General features: G+C 64.0%; 15 protein-coding genes and 3 pseudogenes. 12 read left to right on the forward strand and 6 right to left on the reverse strand.

The window, feature by feature from the left end; all coding sequences use genetic code 11:
- Positions 1 to 35 precede the first annotated feature (35 nt).
- On the reverse strand, positions 36 to 773 hold the full coding sequence (gene infC / locus RM2_RS19430) for a translation initiation factor IF-3 (RefSeq protein WP_373863362.1): 738 nt from the start codon (positions 771 to 773) through the stop codon (positions 36 to 38).
- 288 nt (positions 774 to 1061) lie between these two features.
- Here infC and RM2_RS19435 point away from each other — a divergent pair, with 288 nt between their 5' ends.
- The gene (locus RM2_RS19435) at positions 1062 to 1445 is read left to right on the forward strand and encodes a DUF1844 domain-containing protein (RefSeq protein ID WP_072691173.1); all 384 of its coding nucleotides are present in this window, start codon (positions 1062 to 1064) and stop codon (positions 1443 to 1445) included.
- Between the two features lie 73 nt (positions 1446 to 1518).
- Here RM2_RS19435 and RM2_RS19440 read toward each other — a convergent pair whose 3' ends face one another.
- Positions 1519 to 2220, reverse strand: coding sequence for a helix-turn-helix transcriptional regulator (locus tag RM2_RS19440; protein WP_072691174.1), 702 nt, complete (start codon positions 2218 to 2220; stop codon positions 1519 to 1521).
- 118 nt (positions 2221 to 2338) lie between these two features.
- On the opposite strand from RM2_RS19440, the gene RM2_RS19445 reads away from it, so the two are divergent.
- Entirely contained in the window at positions 2339 to 3109 is a 771-nt protein-coding gene (locus RM2_RS19445) for an alpha/beta fold hydrolase (RefSeq protein WP_072691175.1), read from the forward strand.
- Positions 3110 to 3116: 7 nt separating this feature from the next.
- Here the strand turns inward: RM2_RS19445 and uvrA are convergent, their stop codons facing one another.
- A complete protein-coding gene (gene uvrA, locus RM2_RS19450) occupies positions 3117 to 6113 on the reverse strand; it encodes an excinuclease ABC subunit UvrA (RefSeq protein WP_072691176.1) in 2997 nt (998 codons plus the stop codon).
- Positions 6114 to 6265: 152 nt separating this feature from the next.
- Here uvrA and RM2_RS19455 point away from each other — a divergent pair, with 152 nt between their 5' ends.
- The 5 genes and pseudogenes from RM2_RS19455 (at position 6266) to RM2_RS26095 (ending at position 8469) form a co-directional block, all read left to right on the forward strand.
- Positions 6266 to 6955, forward strand: a complete 690-nt coding sequence (locus RM2_RS19455; RefSeq protein WP_072691177.1) for an MBL fold metallo-hydrolase — start codon at positions 6266 to 6268, stop codon at positions 6953 to 6955.
- Between the two features lie 250 nt (positions 6956 to 7205).
- Positions 7206 to 7538, forward strand: a complete 333-nt coding sequence (locus tag RM2_RS24635; RefSeq protein ID WP_169846771.1) for a hypothetical protein — start codon at positions 7206 to 7208, stop codon at positions 7536 to 7538.
- Between the two features lie 55 nt (positions 7539 to 7593).
- Positions 7594 to 7710 carry a DUF4190 domain-containing protein gene (locus tag RM2_RS25390; RefSeq protein ID WP_373863363.1) on the forward strand — a complete coding sequence of 39 codons (117 nt, stop codon included), beginning with the start codon at positions 7594 to 7596 and terminating at the stop codon, positions 7708 to 7710.
- A gap of 1 nt (position 7711) precedes the next feature.
- Positions 7712 to 8101: pseudogene (locus tag RM2_RS26090) on the forward strand (transposase); the annotation flags it as partial.
- Between the two features lie 140 nt (positions 8102 to 8241).
- Positions 8242 to 8469, forward strand: a complete 228-nt coding sequence (locus RM2_RS26095) for a hypothetical protein (RefSeq protein WP_072691180.1) — start codon at positions 8242 to 8244, stop codon at positions 8467 to 8469.
- 158 nt (positions 8470 to 8627) lie between these two features.
- Here RM2_RS26095 and RM2_RS19475 read toward each other — a convergent pair whose 3' ends face one another.
- The gene (locus tag RM2_RS19475) at positions 8628 to 9476 is read right to left on the reverse strand and encodes an endonuclease/exonuclease/phosphatase family protein (RefSeq protein ID WP_072691181.1); all 849 of its coding nucleotides are present in this window, start codon (positions 9474 to 9476) and stop codon (positions 8628 to 8630) included.
- A gap of 384 nt (positions 9477 to 9860) precedes the next feature.
- Here RM2_RS19475 and RM2_RS19480 point away from each other — a divergent pair.
- From RM2_RS19480 to RM2_RS25410, 4 genes and pseudogenes are all read left to right on the forward strand, one after another.
- A pseudogene (locus RM2_RS19480) lies at positions 9861 to 10337 on the forward strand (transposase); the annotation flags it as partial.
- 264 nt (positions 10338 to 10601) lie between these two features.
- Positions 10602 to 10955, forward strand: a complete 354-nt coding sequence (locus RM2_RS19485; protein WP_072691182.1) for a type ISP restriction/modification enzyme — start codon at positions 10602 to 10604, stop codon at positions 10953 to 10955.
- Positions 10956 to 11175: 220 nt separating this feature from the next.
- Positions 11176 to 11649: pseudogene (locus RM2_RS25405) on the forward strand (DUF4158 domain-containing protein); the annotation flags it as partial.
- 953 nt (positions 11650 to 12602) lie between these two features.
- Positions 12603 to 14201, forward strand: a complete 1599-nt coding sequence (locus RM2_RS25410; RefSeq protein WP_245814047.1) for a Tn3 family transposase — start codon at positions 12603 to 12605, stop codon at positions 14199 to 14201.
- Between the two features lie 66 nt (positions 14202 to 14267).
- On the opposite strand, the gene RM2_RS19495 is transcribed toward RM2_RS25410, so the two are convergent.
- Positions 14268 to 14705, reverse strand: a complete 438-nt coding sequence (locus RM2_RS19495; protein WP_245814048.1) for a heavy metal-responsive transcriptional regulator — start codon at positions 14703 to 14705, stop codon at positions 14268 to 14270.
- A 128-nt stretch (positions 14706 to 14833) separates the two neighbouring features.
- Between RM2_RS19495 and RM2_RS24640 the strand changes: the two genes are divergently transcribed.
- Positions 14834 to 14983, forward strand: coding sequence for a hypothetical protein (locus RM2_RS24640; protein WP_169846772.1), 150 nt, complete (start codon positions 14834 to 14836; stop codon positions 14981 to 14983).
- Between the two features lie 198 nt (positions 14984 to 15181).
- Here the strand turns inward: RM2_RS24640 and RM2_RS19500 are convergent.
- On the reverse strand, positions 15182 to 16177 hold a 996-nt coding region (locus RM2_RS19500; protein ID WP_307718094.1), incomplete at its 5' end, for a tyrosine-type recombinase/integrase.

Below are 16177 nucleotides of genomic sequence, written 5' to 3' on the forward strand. Positions count from 1 at the left end.
TTCTTCCGTATCCGGGTCGTGCTGGTGTATTCGGGCTAGCTGGTCGGTGCTTCGCCGGGCGCGCTCTCGCTCGACGGCGCCGTAGTTGTCGCCGGGGTCGGTGCGGGGGTTGCGCGTTGCGCGGGGGGCGCAGCGGCACTTTCCTGCGCCTTGACACGAGTCTTCGCTCCCTTGTGCGGAGCCAGCACCATCGTCATGTTTCGACCATCCTGCTTCGCGGACGTCTCCACGAACCCGAGGTCCGCGACATCCGCACCAAGACGCTGCAGCAGTCGGAATCCGAGCTCCGGACGCGACTGCTCGCGACCGCGGAACATGATCGTGACCTTGACCTTGGATCCGGCCTCGAGGAAGCGAACGACGTTGCGCTTTTTGGTCTCGTAGTCATGATCGTCGATCTTGGGGCGGAGCTTCTGCTCCTTGATGACCGTGAGCTGCTGGTTCTTACGCGACTCACGAGCCTTCTGCGCGGCCTCGTACTTGAACTTGCCGTAGTCCATGATCTTGCAGACCGGCGGGCGAGCGTCGGGGGCCACCTCGACCAAGTCGAGATCGGCCTCGAGGGCCAAGCGGAGTGCATCTTCAACACGCACGATGCCAACCTGTTCACCGCCGGGCCCGACGAGACGAACCTCGGGAACTCGGATGCGATCGTTGATGCGGGTATCAGTGCTGATGGGGCCTCCTAGGTTGAACGGTCTGGTCTCGAGACCGCCAGCAGCCCGTACGCCCGGGTCCCAACAAAAAAGCCCCGCAGTGAACGAATTCACCATGCGGGGCCCGATGTCGACCGATCAGACGAACTCACGGCTGACGCCGATCCCTCATCTCCCCACACTCGAGGAACTCGAATCAAGATCCCAACCAAGAACCTCTGAAACGAGCGACCGGACCGCTGAACTGCAGTTTCACCTGCCGCGCAGAGGTGGGAGTCGGACTCCACTTGCTGCCCCCGAGAAATCCGAAGGCGGTCGTAGTGTCAAGAGTAGCATTGGCGCACTTTGCGAGCTAATCGATACCGGGGCGTCGTGTCGCCGGACCCTGATGGAATCCTCTAGGGCATGCAGGAGAACTTCGAAGACGCCCCGGACGGCGGCGCACTCACCGGCGATGACCAGAATACCGACGTCCGGGAACTCGCCGACGTTCCCGCCGTCGAGGTCATCAGCCGCGCCGCGGTCATGCTCATGAGTTCGGCCGCCGAAAAGCTCGGCCTCTCCGACCCCCAACCCGAGTCCAGCCCGCACCTCGACCTCGACGAGGCCCGTCGTGTCATCACCGCTCTGGCCGGCCTCGTGACCGCGTCCCTCGAGTACCTCGGCCCGCACGCCGGCCCGATCCGTGAAGGTCTCCAGTCTCTGCAACGGGCGTTCCGCGAAGCGTCGCCGTATCCGGACGAGCCCGGCATGGGCCCCGGCGAGAAGTACACCGGCCCGGTGCACTGACCGGGGAGTCTGACAGGAACAAGGCTGCGCGGACCTCGTCCTGTGCGGACGAGTCCTGAGATTGCGGTCCAGCTCACCTGCCGAACACGGACCGTGCGTCCGGGGGTGGCTCGCCGAACAGATCCGGGTCGCGCGGCACGAACGACTGATGAGTGAGAATGGCGTCGGTGACCCGGTCGAGCCGGAACCACCGCGCCCCTGCTCGGGTCAGACACCACGCGACAAGAAACCACGTATCGCCGGTGTGGGCAAGAATGTGCGGCTCGACGAGCCGTTCGGTCCGCGCACCCTCCCGATCCACGTATCGCAATGACACCGCCAGTTCACGTTCCAACCCCTCTTCGATCACCCGACGGATGCGCGGTTCGGCGCTCTCGCGATCGATCTCGCGGCGGATCCACACCCGCGTCCCGAGCTTGTCCACACGAGCTCTCGACTCGTCGTCCATCACGTCCAGCAGCTTGCCGAGCGCTGCACGACCGTCCGCTGCGAACGGTGCCTCATGGCACGCAGTCAACGCCAATGCCACCGAAACCGCTTGCGCTGGAGTGAAGTTGACCGGCGGAAGGGTACTGCTGCCGATGACCCCGTAGCCCCCACCCGGGCCGGCGTTGGCCCAGATCGCGGCGCCGGAAGACTGCAGTACGGCGATGTCCCGCTTGATCGTGCGCGTGGTCACTTCGAACTGCGCTGCCAACTGCGCCGCGGTCCGGCCTCGGTCCCCTGCGCGGCGCAGTTCTTCGGTCAGGGCGTGGAGACGGGCTGGGCGGTCCATGAGGCAGTCTCCCAAACGCTGCGGCCAGGTCTCGATTCAGGGTTGCGAATTCCGTTATGCGACTGTTACAAAGACGGTGACACGCAGATGTCACCGTTGTCGGGTCACTCTTGATCCCATGACACGACAAGTGAAACTGTCCCATGACACGACAAGTGAAACTCGAAACAGCACAGCCACTCACATCATTCTCATTCCGGGATTCTGGCTCGGCGCGTGGGCCTGGGAATCGGTGGCATCCGACCTGGCCGGCCGCGGATATCACGTCACGACGGTGACTCTGCCCGGACTCGACTCGGTAGATACCGATCGCAGCAACATACGTCTGGAGCACCACATCTCCGCGACTGTCGACGCGGTCGCAGCGACACCGCCGTCGGAGCGTGCGATCGTCATCGCACACAGCGGTGCCGGACCGGTGGTGTATGCGGCCGGCGACCGGGTGCCCGAACGACTGGCCCGGATCGTCTACGTCGACTCGGGACCACTGCAAAACGGCGCAGCGCTCCGCGAGGATCTCGATCCGTCGGCCACCGAGATCCAGCTTCCGTCGTGGTCCGAACTCGAGGCCGCAGGCAGTAGCCTCGACGGGCTGGACGAGGTCCAGCTCGAGACGTTCCGCCGCCGGGCGGTTCCCATGCCGGCAGGGCCGGTCAGGGAGAAGCTCGAGCTCGTGGACAGTCAGCGCCTGGACGTACCGACCACCGTGATCTGCACCAGCTTCCCATCTCAGATCATCCAGGAGATGGCCCGCTCGGGTCACCCTATGGCCGCCGAACTCACGCAGATCGCCGAGGTCGAGTACATCGATCTGCCGACCGGCCACTGGCCGATGTGGTCGCGGCCGGCAGAACTGGCGACCGCGATCGACACGGCAGCGAAAGCCTGATCATCGCTCAGCTGACTGCCGCGGCCGCCTTCACCGCCCGCTTACGCGGTGCCGCTGAGGCGGCCGCCTCAGCGGTCTTCTTCCGTGCAGCGGACTTCCCCGCAGCCGGCGACTTGGCGGCCTTCGGCTTCCCCTCAGCAGTCGCAGACCCCTCGAGGGCGCTGCCGAGGAACCGTCCCGTGTAGCTCTCGGCCACTTGCGCCACGTCTTCCGGTGTACCTTGCGCGACAACGGTTCCGCCGCCGGATCCACCCTCGGGACCCATGTCGACCACCCAGTCCGATGTCTTGATCACGTCGAGGTTGTGCTCGATGACGATCACGGTGTTGCCTTTTTCGACCAAACCGTTGACGACCTTGAGCAGTTTGCGGATGTCCTCGAAGTGCAGTCCCGTCGTGGGCTCATCCAGGATGTACACAGTGCGACCCGTCGAACGCTTCTGCAGTTCGGCGGCAAGTTTCACACGCTGGGCCTCACCCCCGGACAATGTCGGCGCCGGCTGACCCAGCCGCACATAACCCAATCCGACCTCGACCAGAGTCGCGAGATAGCGGTGGATCGAGGTGATCGGTTCGAAGAACTCCGCAGCCTCCTCGATCGGCATGTCCAGGACCTCGGCGATGGTCTTGCCCTTGTAGTGGACTTCGAGCGTCTCCCGGTTGTAGCGCGCACCGTGGCATACCTCGCACGGCACGTAGACGTCCGGAAGGAAGTTCATCTCGATCTTCAGGGTGCCGTCACCGGAGCAGGCCTCGCACCGGCCGCCCTTGACGTTGAAGGAGAATCGGCCCGGCTGATAGCCGCGCACCTTGGACTCCGTAGTGGCGGCGAACAGCGTACGGATCTTGTCGAAAACGCCGGTGTACGTGGCCGCATTGGATCGTGGGGTGCGGCCGATCGGTGACTGGTCGACCCTCACGAGCTTGTCCAACTGGTCGAGTCCGTTGATGCGTGTGTGCCGCCCCGGAACCTGGCGCGCGCCGTTGAGTTTGTTCGCCATGACAGTTGCGAGAATGTCGTTGACGAGAGTTGACTTGCCGGACCCGGACACACCGGTGACCGCCGTGAGCACGCCCAACGGAAAGCTGACGTCAATGCCACCGAGGTTGTGTTCGCGGGCGCCGACGACCGTGACCAGTCGCTTGCGATCGACCGGTCTACGGATGGCGGGAACCTCGATGTGGCTGCGACCCGACAGGTAGGCGCCGGTGAGAGATTCCTTGCAGTCGAGCAGCTCCTGGTACGGACCGCTGTGAACGACCCTGCCTCCGTGCTCGCCGGCGAGCGGTCCGATGTCGACCACCCAGTCGGAGGTGCGGATGGTGTCTTCGTCATGTTCGACCACGATGAGCGTATTTCCGAGATCGCGTAGGCGCGTAAGGGTTTCGATGAGACGCCGGTTGTCGCGCTGATGAAGACCGATCGACGGTTCGTCCAGTACATACAGGACACCCACCAGGCCCGAACCGATCTGGGTGGCGAGACGAATTCGCTGCGCCTCGCCGCCGGAGAGGGTCCCGGCCGCACGAGACAGTGACAGGTACTCCAGGCCGACGTCGAGCAGGAAGCCGAGGCGAGCTTGAACCTCCTTGAGCACCTGACCAGCAATCGCCTCTTCGCGGCTGCCCAGGGTGAGGCTGTTCAGGAAGTCCGCACAATCGGAAATCGACAGTTCACATACCTCGGCGATCGACTTCATGCCGAACTTCTCGCTCGAAATGCTGACCGACAAGATCTCCGGACGCAGACGCGCACCTCCACATGCGGGACACGGAATGTCGCGCATATAGCCGTCGTAGCGTTCCTTCATCTGATCCGACTCGGTCTGCTCGAGGCGACGATGTAGGAAAGGCATAACACCCTCGAACTCGGCATAGTAGGAACGGGTACGTCCGTACCGGTTCTTGTACTGGACGTGAACTTGTTCCTCGCTGCCTTCGAGGATCGCACGGCGCGCCTTGGCAGGGATCTTGTTCCACGGCGTCGTCATATCGAAACCGACGATGTCACCGAGGCCGGACAGCAACCGACCGAAATATTCGGAACTCTGCCCCATCGACCAGGGCGCGATGGCGCCGTCCTGCAGTGACAGTTCCGGGTCGGGAACGACGAGTTCGGAGTCGACCTCCTTGCGGATTCCGAGACCGGTGCACTCGGGGCACGCACCGTAGGGAGAGTTGAACGAGAAGGAACGCGGCTCGAGGTCGTCGATGGAGAGAGCGTGACCGTTGGGACACGCCAACTTCTCCGAGAACCGGCGTTCCCGATCGGCAGCGTTCTCTTCTCGGTCGACGAAATCGAGGACGACGATGCCCTCCGCCAACCTCAGCGCTGTCTCGACGGAATCGGTGAGCCGCTGCTTGGAACTGGCTTTGACGGTGAGGCGGTCGACGACCACCTCGATGTCGTGCTTTTCCTGCTTCTTGAGCTTCGGTGGATCGGTGAGCGGATGCACCACACCGTCGACCCGCACACGCGAGTAACCCTGCACGTTGAGTTGGTCGAACAGGTCGACGAACTCGCCCTTGCGAGTACGCACGACCGGGGCGAGCACCTGGAAGCGGGTGCCTTCCTCCATGTCGAGAACCTGGTCGACGATCTGCTGCGGCGTCTGCCGCGCAATCTGCTCGGCGCATACCGGGCAATGTGCGGTGCCGGCCCGGGCATACAGCAGTCGGAGATAGTCGTAGACCTCCGTGATCGTCCCGACCGTCGACCGCGGGTTCCGGTTGGTCGACTTCTGATCGATGGACACCGCGGGCGAGAGACCCTCGATGAAGTCGACGTCCGGCTTGTCCATCTGACCGAGGAACTGGCGCGCGTACGCCGAGAGCGACTCGACATAGCGTCGCTGGCCCTCGGCGAAGATCGTGTCGAACGCGAGACTCGACTTACCCGAGCCCGACAATCCGGTGAACACGATCAGGCTGTCGCGGGGTAGATCGAGATCGACCCCGCGCAGATTGTGTTCGCGGGCACCCCGCACGATAAGGCGATCCGCCACTCCATGTCCCTTCGCTTGTTTCACGGCCGAGAATGTCTGCGAATTCTGGGTCCCCTGACCGAGCCATGGTAGGCCGGGGCACCGACACGTTCTGACGGACGGATATCCGACCAGCCACTCATCTGCCTCTATTCGACGGTAGCCTCCCCAATATGACCGAGCAGCACATGGTGATAGATGACTCGTACACCGGCCACGTCTCCCCCGGTTCGGCGCCGCAGCGCCGGACGGTGCCGGGAGCCACGATCACGAAGATGTCCGTCGGCCCCATGGACAACAACGTGTATCTGATCGTCTGTTCCGCAACTGGAAAATCCATCCTTGTCGACGCCGCCAACGAGGCGCAACGGGTCAACCAACTGATCGACGAACACGCCCCGTCCCTCGAACTGATCGTCACCACCCACCAGCACGGCGACCACTGGCTGGCGCTCGCGGACGTCGCGGCTGCCACCAAGGCGCCGACCGCCGCCCATTCCCTCGATGCAGGCGCCCTGCCTGTCCGCCCCGATCGCCTGCTCGAGGACGGTGACTCGCTGGACATCGGCAACGTCACGTTCGCCGTGATCCACCTGGCCGGGCACACCCCGGGTTCCGTGGCGCTCGCCTTCGCGGAGAAGGGCGGCGGGCGTACGCACCTCTTCACCGGTGACTCACTGTTTCCCGGAGGCGTCGGCAAGACCGCCGACGCGGACGCTTTCACCTCCCTGCTGTCCGACGTGGAGGCCAAACTGTTCGACCGTTTCGGCGACGACACCATCGTCTACCCCGGCCACGGCAAGGACACCACGCTCGGCGTCGAGCGCCCGCAACTAGCGGAGTGGCAAGCCCGCGGCTGGTGACCCCGATGTGGAGGATCCGGAGACCATGAAATCGACGGGCGGGCCCGGGAGAGCCTCGACGACACCACCCGCGTGCAGTCTTTCCAGCTGGCATTAGCGGAGGCCCTTGATCTTGGCCGTCGCAATGGTCGCGGCTCAGCGACCGGCACGTGCTGCCCGGCCGCAGCTCCAGTCCAGTATTGTTCCTGCGGTCCACTAGTGAGGGTCCCGCACGCCTGCTGGGTGCCGCCGGGAGTAAGGCAGGGGCAACGTGTCGACTTCTGTGATCGAGGCGTTCCGCAAGACCACCGACAACGTCGCGCTCGGCCTTCCTCGCTCCACCTATTTCAAACGCCTGAAGGCGGCCTCGATCGAGCGTTACTTGCCCGCCCAGGACCGAAATCTGCTCAAGACACTCGAGCGGGTGATCATCGTCACGTTCGGCCTTGCTGGCATGGGACGGTCCGATCCTGTGGCCGCGGCCGGGGGACCCAGGGGCAGATGGTCGCGCCGATCATTGGACATTCTGCCGATGGACAGCCGACCTACGGCCAGCCTGTCCTCGTGCCGGGACGTACCGGCACGAACGCGCTCGCGCTCCTAGCGCTCGTGTTCGGCATTCTCGGTGGGTTGCTAGCGCCCGTGTTCGGCACATTGCGTTGGCTCAGATTCGACGAACCGGCGAGCAGGGTCGCGAAATGGCGATCGTGGGTCTGGTGCTCGGTTACCTTTTCCTGGCGGGGTGGATCATCTTTTTCATGGTGTCCACAGCCTAGCTCCGGTCAGCGTTTCCCGGCGATCTTGCGAATCGACACCGCCCGCGCAGCGGTCCGCAGATGCGCCTGGGCCGCGGCCGGTGAACGCTCCCCCGATCACGACACCACCGCAGAGAACCCGTTGATCATCGACCCGGACGCCACCCTGGTCACCGCCCACAGCGACAAGGAGCACGCGGCCCCGAACTACATGCGCGGCTATGGTTTCCATCCCTTGTGCGCGTTCGTCGACCACGGCGACGGCGGCACCGGGGAGCTGCCGGCGATGCTGCTGCGCCCAGGCAACGCCGGCTCGAACACCGCCGCCGACCACATCACGATCATCAAGGACGCGTTGGCGCAGCTACCGTCCGATCCCGGCTACCGCGACGGCAAGGTGGTGTTGATCCGCACCGTCCCCCGCAAGCGGGAGGTGCCCCCAGGTGCCGACGGCACCCTCCCCAAGGACTTCTTCCGGGAGACCCCCGCCTTGATCGAGTACCTGACCACACGCCACCTCGCCTACCCGATCGGGTTCGGCTCACCGACTCGATGGCCACCAAGATCGCGGTGATCATCGCCGGCGTGTGGACCCACGTCTACGACGCCGACCCGGCCCGGCGGTGGGAACCGAAACGACGCCGGCTGCGGCTGCGGATCCTTTCGATCGCCGGCGGCATCACCCGCCGCACCCGACTCAAGCTCGCCGCCCGCGCACCGGTCGCCGACACGATCATCACCGGCCCACGACGCCTCGACGCCCTACCCACACCGACCTGACCAGCACGAACCTGACCGAACGAGATAAAGGACCAACCACCCTCGGGGCCGTGGACACCCGACGCCACCCGGCCGCGCCGGGCACTCGCTCATGGCCGAACCACCGGATCCGCGATCGAATCACCCAATCCGAAGGCGCTCAGGCCGGGACGCGGGACTCACGAAAGATCGAGGCTAATTGTTGCAGTCACTGGATGATGATCAGAGAATCCGGCATGATCGCCTACTGAAGCGTTCAATACGTTCATCGAGTCTAGCGTAAGGATGTAATCAACGCTTACATCTCTGTCGGAAGTCGGCGGTTTTGTTACACGAGGATAGACCACCTCCCATGTATCGTTTAGATCCAATGGACTTACGTCTCCGAATAATGGAGAGCCGTCTAACAAATACCGAGCATTAGGACTTCTCCTATGTGAGTTTAGATCGCCAACAGCGATAGCTTTTGTCGCTGCGCGACTTCGTCTTTGATGAGAATTCATCAGTTCGGTCAAAGCAACAGAATGGAGTTCTCTTTCACCAACATCGGTACACATATGGTTGTTATAGAAATAGATGTCTTCATTGTTCCTATTGTCATACAGCCGAACCCAGTTGACCGTTCTCATGAAACCGCAAAATGCGCCATCGACATATCCACTGTCAGTTATGTCGAACCGATCAGTCTTAAACATAATTGGATTGTCATATGTTCCAGCCTCAAAGGGAACCATCGTGTATTCGTCCTGGAGATCGTACTCAATATCAGGCCTGGTGGACTCAAAAGCTTCTTGCAGACCCGCGATATCGGGGTCTGCTTCTTTGATTTTGTTGATGATCCCCGCCCGCCTGTCGTTCCATGACGTTCTGGTCGCCAATACATTAAAGGTCAGAATCTCCAAAGGGATATGACTTGTCATTACCATTTCTGCCGAATTCTGCTTTATGGTATGTGCATCAGTAAGTGCCGTTGACAGGGGCATCAGAATGGTTAATGACGACACTACTGCAATGAGTTGCGTACGCATTTCGCTCCCATTTTCAGAACCCGATTTTTCGAAGTAGGACGAGCGATCAAGAAGTACTCGGATGTCTCCAAACAAGGTTTCTGGTCGGCCCAACAGATAGCATCGGCAGTTGCGAACGGTGTGCTACACGGACACGCACGGTGCGTTTCTGAACCGAGTCTATCCATCTTTAATACTGATTTGCCGTAGCCAAGCAAGTCCGGTGTGTCGACGGGACCCTCCCTGCCAACTGGGGTGAGGCACCCGCCTGGTACTACAGCCGCAGATTGCGGTCATTGTTGCTGATGGTTTTTGCGGTGGTGGCAGGCTTTGGCTTGGTATTTTCGTCGCCAGGTTGACCATGCCAGGACGTTGGTGATGGCGTGCAGAGGGCGCAGTAGCACACGCCACCTCGCCTACTCGATCGGGTTCGGGCTCACCGACTCGATGGCCACCAAGATCGCGGTGATCCCCGACGACGTGTGGACCCCGCCTACGACGCCGACGGGCAGGTCCGTGACGGCGCCTGGGTAGCCGAGCTCACCGGCCCACTCGACCTGTCGGCATGGCCACCGGGGATGCGGGTGATCGTCCGCAGGGAACGACCCACCCCGGCGCCCAACTACGGTTCACCGACCACAATCGGCTGCGACTGACCGCGTTCGTCACCAACACCACCCGCGGCCAGCTACCCGACCTCGAGTTGCGGCACCGCCGCCGCGCCCGCTGCGAGCACCGGATCGGACCACGAAACAAACTGGCCTGCGGAACCTTCCACTGCACGGCTTCGACCAGAACCGGATCTCGCTCGCCATCGTGCGACTGGCCTGCGAGCTGACGGCGTGGACGCAGATACTCGCCTTCTGCGCCGACCCGACCCGCACGAACCTGATCGAATGAGACAAAGGACCAACCACCCTCGGGGCCGTGGACACCCGACGCCACCCGGCCGCGCCGGGCACTCGCTCATGGCCGAACCACCGGATCCACGATCGAATCACCCAATCCGAAGGCGCTCAGGCCGGGACGCGGGACTCACGGAAGATTGAGGTTAACGGCCATGTACTAGGTCTGTATCGACCATTCAACAAGCAGCACAACTACTTCGACGGTCACCTGAACCACGAACGCCCCTAGCTTCCATCGATGTTCTCCAACCCGCGCCACATCAACATCGGAATCGTGCTGACAGCGTCGGCCTCACCCTTCGAGTTCACGCCATTCATCACAAATTTGCTGTCAACCTTACATCTGCTCGACACCGGCCAGTCCTACCCACGCTGGGCGTACGCCAAGCCCGAATCACCGTATGGTGAACTCGATTTCGCTTCCACCGACACCGCCGACCACGGCTACCAGCGTGTCGACAACATCACCGTCGGCATCCTTGCCCTCTACCGTGGCGGGGTCGGCAACCAGGTCAGCAAGGACGACGTCTTCTACTACGTCTATGGCCTGCTCACGACCCTGCCTACCGCGAGGCGTATGCGGCGGACCTGACAAAGATTCTCCCGCACATTCCGACCCTCGAGACGGCGGGAGCGCTTCGAGTAGATCGCAGACGCCGGCCTACGCCTGGCCGACCTGCACGTGGGCTACGAGACCGTCAAGGGGGTCGAGGAACAGATCAGCCCGATCCGGCGCTAAGCGCTTTCGATAGCCGAGAGTGGCCGCCAGCTATCGGCGAGCGGTGTTGCACCAGTGGTGATTGCATAGCTTTGTGAGTGATGAGGGCGGCTACGGCCGGTTCGGGACGTTGTCCCGGCAAGAGTTGGAGCGTTACTGCTACCTGGACGACAAGGACCGGGATCTGATTGCCGCTCGGCGGCGCGACTACAACCGGCTCGGGTTCAGTGTTCAACTGGTGACAGTTCGACATCTCGGCATGTTCCTGGCCGATCCGCTGGACGTGCCCGCGGAGCTGGTGGGCTATCTGGCCGAGCAGCTCGGCATCGACGACCCGACGTGCGTGAAGCGCTACGTGGATCGGGAGAAAACGAAGCTCGAACACGCCTGGGAGATTCAGCGTGAATACGCATTGACCCCGTTCTCCGAGGTTGAGTCCGCGCTGGCGGTGTGGGTGGTGGACCAGGCATGGATCACCGGAGACGGGCCGAAGGCGATCTTCGCGGGCGCGGTGGTGTGGCTGCGCGAACGTCAGGCTCTGCTTCCCGGCCTGCGGACATTGGAACGGCTGGTCACCGAAAGTCGGCAGGCGGCGGACGAGCGGTTGTGGTCGCAGCTGAGTGCGGGGCTGACGCCGGATCACGCTTCGGCGCTGGTGGCGTTGCTCGACGCCCCGACCGAGGGCAAACGGCGGGTCAGTGAGCTCGAACGGCTCCGCAAGGGCGTGTTCCGGCCGTCGTCGAAGGGCATGGTGGCTGCTCTGAACCGGGTGGTCGACCTGCTCGCGGTGGGTGGTGGGCCATCGGATGTCTCGGGGGTTCCACCCCGGCGGGTGACGGGGCTGGCGACCTACGGGTTGTCGAGCAAAGCGCCGCTGCTGCGCCGCTTGGATCGTGAGCACCGCCTGGCCGTGCTCGTCGCGACGGTCGCGCAGCTGCTCGCGCGGGCGACCGACGACGCGCTGGAGCTGTTCGACCTGCTGATGGTCACCGACCTGTTCTCCAAGGCCGAGCGGGAGTCCAAGGACGAGAAGCTGCGCCGATATCCGCGAGTGTCGCGTTACGCGGGCAAGCTCGCCGCCGCGGTCAGGGTGCTGCTGGAGATGACGGAGGTGAAACCTGATTTGAGCGTGGAGATGATGTGGGACCACATCGAGAACTCCGTCACCAGGAGCGAGCTGCGTGCCGCCGTCGCGGTCATCGGCGAGCTGGTCCCGGTCGACGACGCCGAACTGAACGGTCAACGCCTGGATGAGCTGGCCGGACGCCTGAACACGGTCCGCACGTTCCTGCCGTTGATGATGACAACCATCGAGTTCGGTGCCACCGGCGACGGCGCCGCCGTGCTCGCGGCGATGAAAACCCTCGGTGAGTTGATGACGACGAAGACGAAGCTGCTCGCGAGCTGGTTGGACGCCCGCAAGGTCGACCACGACCTGATCGGCGGCGGCTGGCAACGCCTCGTTTACCAGGAAGGGCGACCGGCCGAGACGGTGGACCGGGCCCCTACACGATGTGCCTGTTGGAACAGTTCCACCGGCACCTCAAGCACCGCAACATCTTCGCCCCGTCCTCGTCGAGGTGGCGTGACCCCCGAGCGCACCTGCTGGCAGGGCCTGCGTGGGAGTCCGCACGCGAGGCCGGCATGAACGCGTTGGGTCTACCGGCAAGCCCGGGTCCGTTGCTCGCCGAGCGTGCCGCCGAGCTGGACGCCGCCTACCGCGAGCTTGCCGCGCGCCTGGGTGAGGACACCCCGGCGACGGTCGACGACGACGGCAAGCTGCACGTCGCCGCGCTCAGGGCCACACCGGACCCGCCCTCGCTGGTGGACCTGCGGCGGCGGGTGGAGGCGATGCTGCCGCGCGTCGACCTACCGGAGGTGGTTTTGGAGGTGATGTCATGGCATCCCGGCTTCATCGAGGCATTCACCCACACGTCGGGAAACGAGGCCCGTGTGGCGGATCTAGGGCTCTCGGCCGCCGCCGTGCTGTGCGCGTACTCGATGAACGTGGGGTTCACGGCGGTGGCCGGCGGTGGAGCGGCGGCGTTGACCCGTGATCGCCTGCATCACGTGGACCAGTCCTATGTGCGACCCGAGACCATCACCGCAGCCAACGTCGCTCTGATCGAGGCTCAGGCCGAGATCGAATTGGCCCAAGCTTGGGGCGGCGGCCTTCTCGCGTCGGTGGACGGGTTGCGGTTCGTGGTGCCCGTCCGCACCATCCATGCTCGCCCGAATCCACATTTCTTCGGGCCGAAAAGGGGCATAACCTGGTTGAACATGATCAATGACCAGTCCGCCGGGCTGGCAGACAAGGTGGTGCGCGGGACACCACGTGACTCGCTGAATTTCGTGGACGTGCTCTACAGCCAGCGGGGTGGGACAGTGCCCGAGTCGATCATCACCGATACCGGCTCATACTCCGACATCACCTTCGGGTTGGTGCATCTGATCGGACGGCAGTACCGGCCGCAGCTGGCGAAACTGCCCGATCAACGCCTCTGGCGCATCGACGTCAACGCCGACTACGGGCCGCTGGGCCGCGCCGCCCGCGGCCGCATCGACGTCGAGAAGATCACCGCACACCGGGAGGACATGTGCCGGGTCGCGGTGTCGATCCACTCCGGTGAGGTCTCCGCCCACGACGTGACGCGGATGATCTCCCGCGACGGTCAACCGACCCAGTTAGGCCAGGCGATCGCGCACTACGGGCGGATCTTCAAGACCCTGCACATCCTGCGGTTCGTCGACGACGAACCGTATCGGCGTGAGGGCAAGACCCAGGCCAACCTCATCGAGGGACGTCACGACCTGGCCCGGCGGATCTTCCACGGTAACAAGGGCGAGATCCACCGTGCCTACTTCGACGGCATGGAAGACCAACTCTCCGCGCTCGGTCTTGTGCTCAACTGCGTGGTTTTATGGAATACGTTCTATCTCGACCGTGCATTAAACGAGCTACGCACACAAGGATATCCGGTTCTCGACACCGACGTGGCGCGGCTGTCGGCGTTCGTGCGCGACCACCTCGGAATCGACGGACACTACAGCTTCCACCTGCCCGACCTCGGCGGACTGCACCGCCCACTGCGCGACCCCGACAACCCCGACGACGAGTAGCCGCGGTGCGGGTCCTTGCCGGCGGCCAGCTACGAAAGAGCGTGTTGCTGCATGGCAATTTAGGCCTCAGCGCGACGGGTGGTCTCGGCAAGTAGGCGGGGCGTGTTCGATGACCCGGCAGACCCCATCGGTGACCCCGACCTGGGTGGCGGCGGCGTGGCGGCGGGTGTGGGTCAGCGCGCCGCGGAGTTGGCGGAGCTCGGTGATGGTGCGATCGATGTCGGCGACATGCTGATCGAGCAGTCGCAGCACGTGCTGACACGGTGCGCCGCCGCCGCGGCGCAGCTGGAGGATTTCGCCGATCTCGTCGAGGCGCAGGCCGAGGGTTTTTGCTTGACGGACGAAGGTCAGGGTGGCGAGGTCGTCCTGGCTGAACAGCCGGTAGCCGGATTCGGTGCGGACGGCGGGCGGGAGTAGGCCCTTGCGTTCGTAGAGCCGGATCGCCTTCGCGCTCAGACCGCTGGCCTGTGCGGCTTGTCCCACCGTCATCATCTGCGGGTTCATAACGGCCTCCTTCACGAGCGATGATAGTGCGCTCGGCAAGGTCCTTGCCATGCCTTGACCTTGCCCGTGGGGCAAGGATCTAGTGTCGACGGCGACACCGAAACATCAACGCGAAGGAGTATTTTTTCATGGCATTCGTCGAAGGTGAAATCTACCGCTGCTCGGACCCGACCTGCGGCTGCGAGGTCACCGTCACCAAGGGCGCACCCAAGTCGTGTTCCGGCACCGCCAACCCAACCTGCTGCTGCGGCAAAGAGATGACCAAAATCTCCGGTTGACATCGGCTGGTCCGTGGCGACGTGCCCCTCGGCCCAGGGGCTGCGAGGTTATCCTCCAGGACGGCGAGGGCCGGGCTACCGGGCACTGGGTCAGAGCACCGGCGCTACGCGGTCCCAACAACCGGGGACGACGAGTAGCGCCGGTGTGGACGACGCCACGTCGGGCCGGTGACTGCGGTGGCCGTGAGTGTGTGGCGATCAGGTGGCCTGTGATCGCCGGCCGCGCGCGGCCGGATCGTTGTCTGCTTGCCACTTGCCGAGTGCCTCCGCCGACACCTTCGTGTATTTCGCCAGACTACGCACCGATCTGTGCCCGCCCAGTGCCATCAGCATCGGCGTGGACGCGCCCTGCTCCGCCGCGTGGGTGAGGCGGGAATGGCGGAGTTGATGCAGTGTGAACGGTCCCCGCTCCAGTCCCCTGGTGTAAGCCTCTAACAGTTCGGCCGCACGGCGATAGGACAACCGGCCACGCCCGCTGGCCTGGTCGACGTCGACCAGTGCCACGCTCGGCTTGGCCTTGCGGTCGGTCAGGAACACCGGCCCGTACCGGCGCCCGCCGAGCAGTCGGGGCAGCAACCGCGCGGTGCCGGTCTGCCACACGATCACCTCCCGCGCCCCGCCCTTGCGAGTCACTACCGCCCGCCGGTTCACGGTGTCGAGGTGCTCGATGTCGAGCAGCAGCACTTCCTGCGCGCGGGCGCTGGACTCGTAGAGCATTGTCCAGAGCACCTTTTCGCGCAGCGCGACATCCGAGCCGAGGACATCGGTGATCTCCGCTTCGGTCAGTGCCTTGCTGTAGTCCGGCGCGGTCGGTTTGACCCGCAGCCGCACCAGCGGATCACCGGTCAGCCAGCCCTGCTCGCGCCAATACGCGCAGGCGGTGCGCAGCGCCGCCAGGTGGACGTTGAACGTCGACGGCGCCTTCTCGCCCCACACGAAGGTGAACCAGCCGCCCACCCGATCCTCGTTCAACAACGCCACATTCGCGTCCTTGCCGAAGTCGCGCTCCATTCGGTTCAGCACGACGGCGTACCCGCGGCGGGTGTTCTTCACCGACACCGTGCCGAGGAAAATCCGTATGGCGTCCGCGAGCCGAACCCCGGCCGGGGTCGGCGGGATCGGCTCGCGCGACACGGGCGGCAGTACCGTCTGGTCGGTCCCCATCGAGCAGCCTCCCGCGCTACCGCAGACTAA

Source organism: Rhodococcus marinonascens NBRC 14363 (genome assembly GCF_001894885.1).
Lineage (GTDB): Bacteria > Actinomycetota > Actinomycetes > Mycobacteriales > Mycobacteriaceae > Rhodococcus_F > Rhodococcus_F marinonascens.

Coding starts and splice junctions, on each gene's coding strand:
- infC (WP_373863362.1), bottom strand. CDS start 773: ATGGTGAATTCGTTCACTGCGGGGCTTTTTTGTTGGGACCCGGGCGTA.
- RM2_RS19435 (WP_072691173.1), top strand. CDS start 1,062: ATGCAGGAGAACTTCGAAGACGCCCCGGACGGCGGCGCACTCACCGGC.
- RM2_RS19440 (WP_072691174.1), bottom strand. CDS start 2,220: ATGGACCGCCCAGCCCGTCTCCACGCCCTGACCGAAGAACTGCGCCGC.
- RM2_RS19445 (WP_072691175.1), top strand. CDS start 2,339: ATGACACGACAAGTGAAACTGTCCCATGACACGACAAGTGAAACTCGA.
- RM2_RS19455 (WP_072691177.1), top strand. CDS start 6,266: ATGACCGAGCAGCACATGGTGATAGATGACTCGTACACCGGCCACGTC.
- RM2_RS26095 (WP_072691180.1), top strand. CDS start 8,242: ATGGCCACCAAGATCGCGGTGATCATCGCCGGCGTGTGGACCCACGTC.
- RM2_RS19475 (WP_072691181.1), bottom strand. CDS start 9,476: ATGCGTACGCAACTCATTGCAGTAGTGTCGTCATTAACCATTCTGATG.
- RM2_RS19485 (WP_072691182.1), top strand. CDS start 10,602: ATGTTCTCCAACCCGCGCCACATCAACATCGGAATCGTGCTGACAGCG.
- RM2_RS19495 (WP_245814048.1), bottom strand. CDS start 14,705: ATGAACCCGCAGATGATGACGGTGGGACAAGCCGCACAGGCCAGCGGT.
- RM2_RS24640 (WP_169846772.1), top strand. CDS start 14,834: ATGGCATTCGTCGAAGGTGAAATCTACCGCTGCTCGGACCCGACCTGC.